A 12,099-nucleotide genomic window follows, 5' to 3' on the forward strand; every position below is an offset into this window, starting at 1 on the left:
TATACAGAAATTCCCTCATCATTGCATTATCGCCATTTTAGAAGCCTATGCTGTAGGTCATTCACAAATGACACATGGAGGAAACGTCATGCGTCTGAATGCCTATCTCATCTTCGACGGCGATTGCCGCCAAGCCATGGAATTCTACCATCAGTGTCTTGGCGGTGAACTCACCGTCATGGATTACAGCCATCCGGATGTGGCAAGCCACACGCCTGCGCACTGGCGCGAGAAGGTCATGCACGCGCGGCTGACGGCCGGTGACGCTGTCTTGATGGCCTCGGACGGCAGACCGGGCGAAACCGGCAAGAAATACGGCTTCTCGGTTTCCCTTCAAGTCGATAAGGCCGGAGAAGCGGACAAGCTGTTTGCAGCACTGCAAGAGGGCGGCACGGTGACCATGCCGATCGGCGAGACGTTCTGGGCCGAGCGTTTCGGCATGTTGGTCGATAAATTTGGCGTGCCGTGGATGATCAATTGCGAGCGTTCGACCGCTTGAAGTCCGTCGTTTCAATCGGCAGACGGCAGGCGCCGCATGGTGAATTCGATACGATCGCCTTCGACCTGCCGCCAGCTTTCGACTTCGGTCCAATAGGCGGCTTTCGGAAATTCGTCGAACCACTCGCGCGCCTTGGCCCGCGCTTCCGGGCGACTGAGACAAAAGGTCTCCCGGACAAAATCACCTTTGCTGCCGGTAGGCTTTTCCTGCCGGTAACGTGATATTCTGCGTCTCAACCCGTCGAGGGGCGGCGGTCCGGGTATTTTCGTCATGAAACCTCGCCTTCGAGAGGGAAGATAATACCGCATTTGGCAATTTGCGAGTCGATTCTCCGGCGAGCCCAGCGCGCTGGTGACGATGCGATGATGCTGATATTCAGACCGGGAATCGACAATAAGCGAATCGCGGGCCTCGTACGGCCCGCACCGCCGGAGAGCATGCATGGAACGACCGGAACTTCCCAAGGGACTGCCTGAGGACATCGAAGAGAAGAAAGAGGCCGCACAGGGCTGGTTTGAAAGCCTGCGCGACGCAATCTGCGCCCAGTTCGAGCAGTTGGAGGACGAGCTCACCGGCCCCCTTTCGGACCAGGAGCCGGGGCGTTTTGTCGCCAAGGATTGGCTGAGGGAGAACGGTCAAGGCGGTGGCGGACGCATGTCGATCATGGAAGGCCGCGTCTTCGAAAAGGTCGGCGTCCACACCTCCACCGTTTACGGCGAATTCTCGCCTGACTTCCGCAGTCAGATTCCGGGGGCCGAAGACGATCCGCGCTTCTGGGCCTCCGGCCTGTCGCTGATCGCCCATCCCGTCAATCCGAATGTGCCTACCGTGCATATGAACACGCGCATGGTGGTAACGACCAGCCATTGGTTTGGCGGCGGCGCCGACCTGACGCCGATGCTCAACCGACGGCGTACCCAGGAGGACTCCGACAGCGTCCTCTTCCATCGCGCGATGCAGATTGTTTGCGACCGTCACGCGGTTGCGGACTACCAGCGCTATAAGACATGGTGCGACGATTACTTCTATTTGAAGCATCGCAATGAACCGCGTGGCATCGGCGGCATTTTCTTCGACTGGCTGCATTCTGGGGAAGAAGCAGGCGGTTGGGATGCCGATTTCGCCTTCACGCGCGATGTCGGACGCGCATTTTCCATGGTCTATCCCCGGATCGTGCGCTCGAATTTCAATGACGTATGGTCCGAGGGCGATCGCGACGAACAATTAATTCGTCGTGGGCGCTATGTGGAGTTCAATTTACTTTACGATAGGGGTACAATATTCGGGCTAAAGACAGGCGGTAATGTGGAGTCTATCTTATCGTCCTTGCCACCCGTCGTGCGTTGGCCTTAGAGTGCCAAGCGTAAATAATCAGAAAAAGCCTGAAGGAATAGTTAGGAGGAGTACCTAGGTTAGGTAATGCTCGTTTCAATCGGAGGAGGTTGTAATGGCAGTACAGAATCAAGTGGCAGAAGCCGCGAACGAACAAAAGCTTTCGCGCACAGTCGATACGCCGGAGTTCATAATCCGGCTGGCTGAGGATATGAGGATCAGAAGCGGGTCCGATCTGCCACTCTCCTGCTTCGTAGAGCAGGTCAGAATGCAGTTGGCCGGCAAGTCTCCAGGCGATGTCGCTCGCATGGTGTCTGACCGTCCGGCAAGACAAACGCCCATTCCGAAGTATCAATCTTCGGATTGCTTCAAATCTTGGGCTATGCCGGATTAATATCCGGAGAGCATGGTCCGGCAGGGTGGAGGCCCTGCCGGACGTCCGAAACCTTTCCCCATCTTTTGCGTTTTGACCTTCATGCCGTTCGGCATGAAAGATTTCGTGGCGTCGAAATATCAGGAGGCAGATATGCGACTGTTCGAATGTGGTACGCTCGTTCCCGGCTGCGACTGGCACACACGCGCCAATGACGATGCCGAGGTTGTTCGCCGTGCCGTCGAGCACATGCGTAACACCCATGGCGAGACCATCATCCGCGAAAATATGATCGAAAATATCAAGGCCCGCATTCGCGACGAAGCGAACGCCGCCTGATTGCTGACGACAACCATCAGGACTCGATCAACTCCTTGAGCCGGGCGAGAAGAGCCGCTCGGGTCAGAGCGAAGTTGCTGTCGAGCCATTGTTGTTCAAGTTTGCCGAGGATGTCGCCGACCCGAGGCCCTGCACTGAGCCCCGCGGCCAAAGCGTCTGCGCCGTTGACCGGAAAGACAGGCTTCTTCCAGCGCGTCGTCCGCTCGAGCAACTTGCTCAGCCGTGCCGTGCGCGCCATCTCCTCGAAATCGCCTTCCGCCTTGCCCCGTGCGACAGCAAGCGCAAGCTTCAACCGAGCGCCTATGCCAAGTGCACCATAGCGGTAAAGCAAGCGATCAAAGGCCGCTTCCGACGCATCGTCCTTGACACCAGGCGCATTCGCCCAGTCCTGCAAGTAGCCCGCTTCCACTTTCGACAGCCGTAGCCGTTCTGCAAGTTTGGCCAACCTTGCAGCATCTGGCGGCACGATGGCTGCCAGCCGCAGCAGCGGATCGGGCGTCCAGCTCAGTGCCTGTTCCGTGGCCACGAGCGCCGGAATGGCATCGATACCCCACTTCTCGGTCTCCGGCAGCACCTCGGTCAAAATTCCGACCTGCCGCATCCAGAGCAGAGCGCGGCCGGGATCGTTGGCTGCGAGCAGCTTCTTCATCTCCGACCAGACGCGCTCCGCCGAAAGCGTCGCGATTTTCGACCGCGCAGCCGCGCAGGCGCGCAATCCGTCCGCATCTGGTCTGCCGCTGCCGTAATAGGCGAAAAAGCGGAAGAAGCGCAGGATCCGCAGATAATCCTCGGCAATCCGCGTTGCCGCATCGCCGATGAAGCGGATATTGCGGCGTTCCAGATCGGCAAGCCCGCCGACCAAGTCGACGATTTCGCCATTGGTGGACGCATAGAGCGCGTTGATCGTGAGATCGCGCCGTTCGGCATCGGCCTGCCAATCATCGCTGAAGGCCACACGAGCACGGCGGCCATCCGTTTCAACATCGCGCCGCAAGGTCGTAATTTCGAAAGGTTTTCCATCGACGACCAGCGTCACCGTCCCATGCGCGATGCCCGTCGGCACCGCCTTGACACCAGCGGCAGCAGCCCTTTCGACGACCGTTTCGGGCAGCAACGTCGTGGCGATATCGATATCGGCAACAGGAAGTCCCAAGAGGCTGTTGCGCACCGCACCGCCTACGACACGCCCCTCGCCGCCATCAGCGTTCAACAAAGCCAGCACCTGCTGCAGCGCCCCGTCCTGGAACCAGGTCTCACCGGCCACGGAGGTCATGAATAGAGCCTTTCGTAAAGTGTGCGCACAATGCCGGCAGTAATGCCCCAGATCATACGCGGACCGTAGGGCATGCGATAGAAATGACGCTCGACCCCCTGCCAGACCATGCTGTCGGTCGCATGATGGCCGGGGTCCATCAGGAAGGAAAGCGGCACCTCGAACGCATCTTCCACCTCGGTCGGATTGAGTGCCAGTTCGAAGCCGGGCTTGACCACCGCAAGGATTGGCGTGATGCGGAAACCGGTCGCAGCCAGATAAAATGGCAGCCGTGCCACCGGCTCGATGAAAACATCCGCCAATCCGATCTCTTCTCCGGCCTCACGGACCGCCGCCATTTCCGGCGAAGCATCTTCCGGATCGATGGCGCCGCCAGGAAAAGAGATCTGGCCGGAATGCTTGCGCAATGTCGAGGTGCGCAGCGTGAAAATGACATTGGCGTCGTCGCCGTCGTCCACCACGGGCACCAGCACCGCAGCGTCGCGCAGCTTCAGACCCTCGACGTGCAAGATGTTATCCGGATTGAGCGCGTGGTCGCCATGGTCGCGCCAGGCAAGCTCGACCGGGCCGCCGCTCTGATTGAGCGCACGGCGCCGGAATTCGGTGGCGGAATAAAGGGGATATTCGCTCATCGCGTCAGGGCATCCAATTCGGCAAGCGGCATGACCGGGAAGATGGTGCCCCCGGAGCGCACACAGAACATCTCGCGCCCGGCGATCACCGCAGTCTCGCCGAGTTCGACGAGATCATACATTACGGCCCGCGTCACCAGCGCTTCCAGCCGGCCGCGAACATGCAGATAGGGTTTCAGTTCGTCATTTTCGCCGCGAATGATGAACCGGATCGGATGCTCCCTGCCTGCCTCGACCACATCGCCGACATTGGTGCGGAACGTCAGCACCCGTTTACCTTCGCGCTCGGTCACGCTCATCTCGACGGCGATAAAGGGTGCGTCGACAACGCGGATGCCGACCTTTTCGACAGGCGTGACGAGATAGGTCTTTTGATCCGCATCCTTGCGCAGCACCGTTGAAAATAGCCTGACCAGCGGCGCGCGGCCGATCGGCGTTCCCATATAGAACCATGTGCCGTCGGAGCGAATCTCCATGTCGATATCGCCACAAAACGGCGGATTCCAGCCGTCGACGGGCGGCAGGTTCTTCTTGCGTCCACCGGCATCGCCGGCTGCACGTGAAATCAGCGCAGCCAAACTTGCCGCGTCGCTCGCCCCCCTGATTTCTTCGGTTGCCATTCTTCCGTCCCGGTTTGTGGTTAGTTACGAATACGACCGTTTCTCACGAGATAGTCATTCGAAACGCGCTTGTCAGCCTTCTTGATGGCGATAAGTTGTATTGATTATGAGGCAAATGTGTAAGGTCTGCGAATCGCGCGTACCGTTTTTCAGCCGTTGGAGACGCAAATGGGCATGATCAAATCGACCGAAACGAGCCTCGACGACCAGGCCATCATCGCATCCGCCGAGCAGGCGTTGAGCGATATCGCCTCCATTCGTACCGAGGTCTCGAAGGTCATCTTCGGCCAGGAGAGCGTTGTGGAGAACACGCTTCTTGCCGTATTGGCCGGCGGCCATGCCCTACTTGTCGGCGTGCCTGGCCTTGCCAAGACCAAGCTGGTGACCACGCTCGGCGCCGTTCTCGGCCTTGCCGCCAATCGCGTCCAGTTCACGCCGGACCTGATGCCGTCAGATATTCTTGGCTCCGAAGTCATGGACCAGGATGAAAAAAGCGGCCGCCGTTCCTTCCGTTTCGTCAAGGGTCCGGTCTTTGCGCAATTGCTGATGGCGGACGAAATCAACCGAGCTTCACCGCGCACCCAGTCGGCGCTGCTCCAGTCGATGCAGGAATATCATGTCACCATTGCTGGCCAGCGTTACGATTTGCCGGCGCCGTTCCACGTTCTGGCAACCCAGAACCCACTGGAGCAGGAAGGTACCTATCCGCTGCCGGAAGCCCAGCTCGACCGTTTCCTGCTGCAGGTCGACGTCGGTTATCCGGAGCTTGCCGACGAACGCAAGATCCTCCTCGAAACCACAGGCCTTGGCGAAGCGACGCCGCATGCGGTGATCGATGCCGAGCGATTGATGGAAATTCAGAAGCTGATCCGCCAGATGCCGGTCAGCGATGGCGTTGTCGATGCCATCCTGTCGCTGGTGCGTTCCGCTCGCCCCGGCCAGGGCAATGAGGCGACCGACAAGCATGTCGCCTGGGGTCCCGGCCCGCGGGCCGGCCAGGCGATGATGCTTTGCGCCCGCGCCCGTGCCCTTTATGAAGGCCGGCTCGCTCCTTCGCTTGACGACGTACACGCGCTGGCCGAGCCGGTGCTGGAACATCGCATGGCGTTGACTTTTGCGGCGCGCGCCGAAGGCATGTCGGTGCGGGACGTGATCGCAGGGCTGATCAAACGGTCGAGATCGTAACAAGGGTGTCGAGGAGAGTATAGCGCGTGGCATCCATCGGACAGATCGTCAGCCCGACCCCAGGCAATGATGCCCTCTCCCGAGCCCGCAGCCGCGCTGCCCTCGTGCCGGATTGCCTTGTCGAAGCCAAGCGCATTGCCAACACCGTGATTGCCGGTTGGCATGGCCGGCGCAAGCGCGGCATCGGCGAGAATTTCTGGCAGTTCCGACCGTATAGCGAAGGCGAAAGCCTGTCGCGCATCGACTGGCGCCGCTCGGCCCGCGACGACCATACCTATATCCGCGACCACGAATGGGAAGCGGCTCATACGATCTGGCTCTGGGCCGACATGTCGCCGTCGATGATGTACAAATCGACTTACGGCCATGTCTCGAAGGAAGGTCGCGCGCTGGTGCTGATGCTGGCGCTTGCCGAAATCCTCGCCCGTTCCGGCGAACGTATCGGCTGCCCCGGCATCATGGAGCCGGTCTCTGCCCGCAATGCCGCCGAACGCCTGGCTGCGGCATTGACGCACACGCCGCTCGAAGGCGGCCTGCCTCAGACGGCCATGATCCGTGGGTGGAGCGACATCGTGCTGATCGGCGATTTTCTGGACGATGCCGACAGTGTCATGAGCAGGATCGGTCCGCTTGCCCGCCGGGGATTGCGCGGCCATGTGGTCGAGGTCGCCGACCCGGCCGAGGAAATCTTTCCCTATAGCGGCCGCACCGAATTCACCGATCCTGAAAACGGCTCGAAGCTGGTGGCGGGCCGTGCCGAAAACCTGCGCGAAGATTATCGGCGAGCCTACCTCGCCCGCCGTGAAAATCTTGGCCAGTCGCTGCGCCATCTCGGCTGGACCTTCGTGAGCCACCGCACCGATCGGCTGGCATCGGAAGCGCTGGTCGCCGTACATATGTATCTTTCCGGCATGCCGGCCAAAGCGACGCTTGGAGGGCAGCCATGAGCGCACTCCCCTTCGCTTTCGCCTCCCCGGCGATTCTCGGCGCATTGATCCTGCTTCCGGCGATCTGGTGGCTGCTGCGCCTGACGCCGCCACATCCGAGAGCGGAAGTCTTTCCGCCGCTGCGTATTCTGGCAAAGATTCTGAAGCGCGAGGAAACGCCGGCTCGCAGTCCGTGGTGGTTGACACTGCTGCGCATGGTGCTTGCCACTCTCGTCATTCTCGCCATCGCCAATCCGACATTCAACCCGCGCACCAATACGCTGTCGAGCGGTGGCCCTTTGGTGCTCATCATCGACAATAGCTGGGCGAGCGCTACCGACTGGGATCGCCGTGTGCAAACGGCCGATGCGCTGATCGACGACGCCGACGCCAAAGGCGTCCCCGTTTCCATCGCTTTTACCGCGGACCAGCGCAACGACAGCACGCCGGGTGCCGCCACCGCCGCCCGCGACAAGCTACATGCGGCCAATGCAAGGCCGCTGGTGCCGGATCGCCAGCGCGCCGTCCAGGCGATTAAGGCCGCTTTGAACGGCACCAAGCCCGGTACGATCGCCTTCCTCTCCGACGGCGTCGAAAGCAGGAACAACGACGATATTCTCAAACAGCTCTCCGCCCTGGAGCCGAGCGAGTTGCGGCTGATCGAAGGCGACGGCAGCGAGGTGTTGGCAGTCACCGGCGCCACCAACGCCGCTGACAACATGACTGTCACCGCCACTCGGCTGAACGGCAACAGCCCGCTCCGGCTTGGGCTCAGCGCGCTGGACAATCAAGGGCGGCCGATCGCTTCTGGTTCGTTGAATTTCGGTGGCGGCCAGACGGTCGCGACCGGTACGATCGCGGCCCCCTTTGAGATGCGCAATGATTTTGCCCGCATCAGCATCGACCGTTACGCGAGCGCTGGTACCGTGCATCTGCTCGATGACGGCTTCAAGCGCCGCCGCGTGGCGTTGTTGTCCGGGCAGGCTGCCGACGAATTCCAGCCGATCCTGTCACCACTCTATTACATCCAGCGCGCCTTGCAGCCCTATGCCGATCTGGTCCAGCCGAACAGCGCGGATCTGGCAAAGTCGATCCCCGAGCTGCTCAACGGCAATCCCTCCGTCATCATCATGGCTGATGTCGGCCGTCTGCCGCAGGAAAGCTACGCTCCACTGCAGCGATGGATCCAGAATGGCGGCACGCTGGTGCGCTTCGCCGGTCCACGCCTTGCCGCCGCTCCCGCCGACGACCCGTTGGTGCCGGTGACGCTGCGCCAGGGCGAGCGCAACTTCGGCGGCGCACTCTCCTGGGCCGAACCGCAGCCGCTTTCGGACTTCCCCTCCTTCGGCCCCTTTGCCGGCATGCCGAAGCCCACCAACGTCCTCATCAAGCGGCAAGTGCTGGCCGAACCGACACCCGATCTCGCCGAACGCACATGGGCAAGCCTTGCCGACGGAACGCCCTTGGTGACCGAAAAGCAGATGCAGGCAGGCCGCATCGTGCTGTTCCATGTCAGCGCCGAACCCGAATGGTCCGACCTGCCGATCTCGGGCGACTTTGTGGAGATGCTGCGCCGTATCGTGCAGCTTTCACGTTCCGGCGGGGTCACCTCGACCGAAAGTGCGCCGAGGACCAGCGAAGCCATGCCCCCATTCCGACTTCTGAACGCCAAAGGCGTGCTGACCAGCGAAATCGGCAATGCCCGTCCGCTCGATCCGAACAAAAAAGGCGCAATCGCTGCCAACTTCGATAACCCGCCCGGCCTTTACGGCTCCGAAGAAGGCTTTACCGCGGTCAACGTCCTGCCCGACGGCGCGGAGCTTAAGCCACTGGATGCCTCCGGCGCGAGCCTGTCGGTTGCGCGTGAGGGTCTTATCGGCGGCGAGGCCTGGTCGGCCAAGCCGATCCTCTTCACCATTGCCTTCCTGGTGCTGCTGGCAGACAGCCTGATCGTGCTTTTCATGAATGGCGCCTTCCCACGCCTCAGAAAATCGACGAAGACAATCGCCGGCGGTGCCGCAGTGCTGCTGCTTGCAGTCTCGGTTGCTATCTTCCTGCATCCGACGAACAGCTGGGCCGACGATTCCAAGCCCGGCGACGACACCATTTATTCGCGGCTCGACAAGACCCATCTTGCCTATGTTGTCACCGGCGAATCCGACGTCGACCATACTTCCGAGCGCGGCCTTGCCGGCCTCTCCGATTTTCTCACCTATCGCACCACACTGGAGCCCGGGCCACCGGTCGGTCTGGATCTCGCCAAGGACGAGCTCGCCTTCTATCCCATCATCTATTGGCCGATTTCCGCCACCGCGCCGATGCCGTCCAACGATGCCATCAACCGCATTGATGCCTATATGCGCAACGGCGGCACAGTGCTCTTCGACACGCGCGACGCCATCGACACGATGGGCGATAACACCACGCCGAGCCCGAACGGTCAGCGGCTGCAAACGATCCTCGCCAATCTCGACATTCCCGCGCTGGAGCCCGTGCCGAAAGGCCATGTGCTGACGAAGTCGTTCTATCTGCTGTCGAGCTTTCCGGGCCGCTACGCCGACAGCCCGCTCTGGATCGAGGCGCGGCAGGATACTCGCGGCGACAGTAATGCTGTCTCTTCTTCGGACGGTGTGACCCCGATCATGATCACTGGCAACGATTTCGCCGGCGCCTGGGCGACCGACGACAATGGCTCGCCGCTGCTGCCGACCGTACCACCGGACGAGACACAGCGCGAATATGCCTACCGCACCGGCGTCAACATCATGATGTACATGCTGACCGGTAATTATAAATCTGACCAGGTGCATGTCGGGGACATCCTAGAACGGTTGGGGCAATAAGATGAATATCGGTTTCGCCCCCTTCCTGCCCTGGCCCGTTCTCGTCGCCCTCGCGGTCCTGACGCTTGCCATCACCGCGCTTGCGATCTTCCGGCGCATGCGTGGCGGCTGGATCCGTGCGCTGGCGGCATTCGCTTTGCTGGCGGCACTCGCCAATCCCGTGTTGATGCAAGAGGACCGAGACCAGCTCTCCACCATCGTCCCTGTCATTGTCGACCGCAGCCCAAGCCAAGAGACGCCGGAGCGTATCAAGATGACCGACGATGCACTGGCAGCGCTGAAGGACAGGCTGGCGCAATTCCCGCGCATCGAGCCTCGCATCGTCGAAGTGCGCGAACCTGCCGAATCCGAATCGCCCTCGACAAGGCTCTTCGCTGCGCTTTCCTCGGCGATTGCCGATGTGCCGTCCGGCCGCGTCGGCGGCGCAGTCTTCCTCACTGACGGTCAGATTCACGATATTCCCAGCGTCAATCAGGCGCTCGGCTTCGACGCGCCGATCCACGGTCTGATCACCGGCAAGCCGGACGAGTTCGATAGGCGTATCGAGGTGGTGCGCGCGCCCCGCTTCGGCATCGTCAACGACGAACAGCAGCTCGTGCTGCGTGTCGTCGACGACGGCAAGAGCCCCGGCGGTACCGCGGCAGTGACCGTCCGGATGAACGGCGATGAGATCGCCACGCTGCGGGCGACACCTGGCCAGGATACGCCCTTCAGCTTCAAGGTGCCGCGCGCCGGCAACAACGTGCTCGAGTTTGCCGTTGCCGAAGTGCCGGGCGAAGTGACGCCTGTCAATAACCGCACGGTTCAGCTGATTGAAGGCATCCGTCAGAACATGCGCGTGCTGCTCGTTTCCGGCGAACCGCATGCCGGCGAGCGCGCCTGGCGCAATCTCCTGAAATCAGACCCTTCCGTCGACCTTGTCCATTTCACCATTCTGCGTCCGCCGGATAAGCAGGACGGTACGCCGATCAACGAGTTGTCGCTGATTGCCTTCCCGACGCGCGAGCTCTTTGTCGACAAGATCAATTCTTTCGACCTGATCATCTTCGACCGCTATCAGGACCGTCCCAACGTTCTGCCGGCGATCTATTATGATTACATGGCTCAATATGTTGAAAACGGCGGAGCGTTGCTGGTGGCCGCCGGTCCCGAACATGCGGCTGGCAACTCGATCGCGCTTACGCCGCTTTCCTCGGTGCTGCCGGCCGAGCCGACCGGCCAGATGATCGAGAAGCCCTTCTATCCGCGCCTGTCGGAACAGGGCCGCAAGCATCCGGTCACACGCGGTCTTGACGGATCCGACTCCGAGCCACCGCATTGGGGCCGCTGGTTCCGCAGCGTAGATGTCGAGAAGCCGCAAGGCCAGACCGTGATGGTCGGCGCCGATAATCACCCGCTGCTGGTGCTCAATCGCGTCGGTCAGGGCCGGGTCGCCATGCTGCTGTCTGACGAAGGCTGGCTCTGGGCGCGCGGTTTCGAAGGCGGCGGGCCGCATGTCTCGCTCTATCGCCGCATTGCGCACTGGCTGCTAAAGGAGCCGGCTCTGGAGGAAGAGGCGCTGACGGCGCGCGCCTCCGGTCGTTCGCTGGAAGTCACTCGCCAGACGATCGGCGACGATCCCGGCCCTGCCACTATCAAAGCGCCTTCCGGCAAAACACAGACCGTGCAGTTGAAACAGGCGCAGCCAGGTCTTTATCAGGCTGAGAAGCACATGGACGAGATCGGCCTCTACCAGATCACCAACGGCAATCTCTCGACGCTGGTACATGTCGGCGCCGTCGACGCGCCGGAATTCAAGGCGATGATCTCGACCACCGAAACGCTGAAACCCCTGGCGGAAAAGACCAAGGGGCTTGTCACCCGTGTCGCCGGTGCCGACGGCAATGTCACGGTCCCGCCCGTTCTACCGGTGCGCGGCGCTGTGCGCATCGCCGACGATCAACGTTTAACCATCCGCATGACCGATGAGACCGTCTTGAAGGGCATCAACACACTGCCACTTTTTGCGGGCATTGCCGGTCTTTCCGCCCTCCTTTTCGCCTTCTCCGCCATGTGGTGGCGTGAAGGACGGTGATTT

The 12,099-nt window shown here is 61.1% G+C and carries 12 protein-coding genes; 8 read left to right on the plus strand and 4 right to left on the minus strand.

Annotated features, from left to right (window positions below):
* The first annotated feature begins 88 nt into the window (after positions 1–88).
* The gene (locus CCGE525_RS13985) at positions 89–499 is read left to right on the plus strand and encodes a VOC family protein (RefSeq protein ID WP_120704798.1); all 411 of its coding nucleotides are present in this window, start codon (positions 89–91) and stop codon (positions 497–499) included.
* Between the two features lie 11 nt (positions 500–510).
* On the opposite strand, the gene CCGE525_RS13990 is transcribed toward CCGE525_RS13985, so the two are convergent.
* Entirely contained in the window at positions 511–771 is a 261-nt protein-coding gene (locus CCGE525_RS13990; protein WP_120706405.1) for a hypothetical protein, read from the minus strand.
* Between the two features lie 169 nt (positions 772–940).
* On the opposite strand from CCGE525_RS13990, the gene hemF reads away from it, so the two are divergent.
* The 3 genes from hemF (at position 941) to CCGE525_RS14005 (ending at position 2,543) form a co-directional block, all read left to right on the plus strand.
* On the plus strand, positions 941–1,852 hold the full coding sequence (gene hemF / locus CCGE525_RS13995) for an oxygen-dependent coproporphyrinogen oxidase (protein ID WP_120704799.1): 912 nt from the start codon (positions 941–943) through the stop codon (positions 1,850–1,852).
* Positions 1,853–1,946: 94 nt separating this feature from the next.
* Positions 1,947–2,225, plus strand: coding sequence for a hypothetical protein (locus CCGE525_RS14000; protein ID WP_120704800.1), 279 nt, complete (start codon positions 1,947–1,949; stop codon positions 2,223–2,225).
* A gap of 132 nt (positions 2,226–2,357) precedes the next feature.
* Positions 2,358–2,543 (plus strand): DUF1059 domain-containing protein, encoded by a 186-nt coding sequence (locus CCGE525_RS14005; protein WP_120706406.1) that lies wholly within the window; start codon positions 2,358–2,360, stop codon positions 2,541–2,543.
* Positions 2,544–2,559: 16 nt separating this feature from the next.
* On the opposite strand, the gene CCGE525_RS14010 is transcribed toward CCGE525_RS14005, so the two are convergent.
* From CCGE525_RS14010 to CCGE525_RS14020, 3 genes are read right to left on the minus strand one after another with little or no spacing between them, the layout of a single operon-like run.
* A complete protein-coding gene (locus CCGE525_RS14010; RefSeq protein WP_120704801.1) occupies positions 2,560–3,816 on the minus strand; it encodes a CCA tRNA nucleotidyltransferase in 1,257 nt (418 codons plus the stop codon).
* On the minus strand, positions 3,813–4,448 hold the full coding sequence (locus CCGE525_RS14015) for an NUDIX hydrolase (protein WP_120704802.1): 636 nt from the start codon (positions 4,446–4,448) through the stop codon (positions 3,813–3,815). Before CCGE525_RS14015 ends, CCGE525_RS14010 begins: the two co-directional genes overlap by 4 nt.
* Entirely contained in the window at positions 4,445–5,068 is a 624-nt protein-coding gene (locus CCGE525_RS14020; RefSeq protein WP_120704803.1) for a DUF1285 domain-containing protein, read from the minus strand. The genes CCGE525_RS14015 and CCGE525_RS14020 overlap by 4 nt, the downstream gene beginning before the upstream one ends.
* A 168-nt stretch (positions 5,069–5,236) precedes the next feature.
* Here CCGE525_RS14020 and CCGE525_RS14025 point away from each other — a divergent pair, with 168 nt between their 5' ends.
* The 4 genes from CCGE525_RS14025 to CCGE525_RS14040 are packed head-to-tail and all read left to right on the plus strand — an operon-like array spanning position 5,237 to position 12,096.
* Positions 5,237–6,253, plus strand: coding sequence for an AAA family ATPase (locus CCGE525_RS14025; RefSeq protein WP_120704804.1), 1,017 nt, complete (start codon positions 5,237–5,239; stop codon positions 6,251–6,253).
* 26 nt (positions 6,254–6,279) lie between these two features.
* Entirely contained in the window at positions 6,280–7,200 is a 921-nt protein-coding gene (locus tag CCGE525_RS14030) for a DUF58 domain-containing protein (protein ID WP_120704805.1), read from the plus strand.
* Positions 7,197–10,022, plus strand: a complete 2,826-nt coding sequence (locus CCGE525_RS14035; RefSeq protein WP_120704806.1) for a DUF4159 domain-containing protein — start codon at positions 7,197–7,199, stop codon at positions 10,020–10,022. Before CCGE525_RS14030 ends, CCGE525_RS14035 begins: the two co-directional genes overlap by 4 nt.
* Before the next feature lies 1 nt (position 10,023).
* The gene (locus CCGE525_RS14040) at positions 10,024–12,096 is read left to right on the plus strand and encodes a hypothetical protein (protein WP_120704807.1); all 2,073 of its coding nucleotides are present in this window, start codon (positions 10,024–10,026) and stop codon (positions 12,094–12,096) included.
* Positions 12,097–12,099 lie beyond the last annotated feature (3 nt).

Origin of the sequence: Rhizobium jaguaris, from assembly GCF_003627755.1 — a bacterium.
GTDB lineage: Bacteria > Pseudomonadota > Alphaproteobacteria > Rhizobiales > Rhizobiaceae > Rhizobium > Rhizobium jaguaris.

What these genes read in the sequence shown, in the direction of transcription:
- CCGE525_RS14035 (WP_120704806.1), top strand. Translation starts at nt 7,197, where the DNA reads ATGAGCGCACTCCCCTTCGCTTTCGCCTCCCCGGCGATTCTCGGCGCA.
- CCGE525_RS14040 (WP_120704807.1), top strand. Translation starts at nt 10,024, where the DNA reads ATGAATATCGGTTTCGCCCCCTTCCTGCCCTGGCCCGTTCTCGTCGCC.
- CCGE525_RS14020 (WP_120704803.1), bottom strand. Translation starts at nt 5,068, where the DNA reads ATGGCAACCGAAGAAATCAGGGGGGCGAGCGACGCGGCAAGTTTGGCT.
- CCGE525_RS14025 (WP_120704804.1), top strand. Translation starts at nt 5,237, where the DNA reads ATGGGCATGATCAAATCGACCGAAACGAGCCTCGACGACCAGGCCATC.
- hemF (WP_120704799.1), top strand. Translation starts at nt 941, where the DNA reads ATGGAACGACCGGAACTTCCCAAGGGACTGCCTGAGGACATCGAAGAG.
- CCGE525_RS13985 (WP_120704798.1), top strand. Translation starts at nt 89, where the DNA reads ATGCGTCTGAATGCCTATCTCATCTTCGACGGCGATTGCCGCCAAGCC.
- CCGE525_RS14010 (WP_120704801.1), bottom strand. Translation starts at nt 3,816, where the DNA reads ATGACCTCCGTGGCCGGTGAGACCTGGTTCCAGGACGGGGCGCTGCAG.
- CCGE525_RS14015 (WP_120704802.1), bottom strand. Translation starts at nt 4,448, where the DNA reads ATGAGCGAATATCCCCTTTATTCCGCCACCGAATTCCGGCGCCGTGCG.
- CCGE525_RS14005 (WP_120706406.1), top strand. Translation starts at nt 2,358, where the DNA reads ATGCGACTGTTCGAATGTGGTACGCTCGTTCCCGGCTGCGACTGGCAC.
- CCGE525_RS14000 (WP_120704800.1), top strand. Translation starts at nt 1,947, where the DNA reads ATGGCAGTACAGAATCAAGTGGCAGAAGCCGCGAACGAACAAAAGCTT.
- CCGE525_RS13990 (WP_120706405.1), bottom strand. Translation starts at nt 771, where the DNA reads ATGACGAAAATACCCGGACCGCCGCCCCTCGACGGGTTGAGACGCAGA.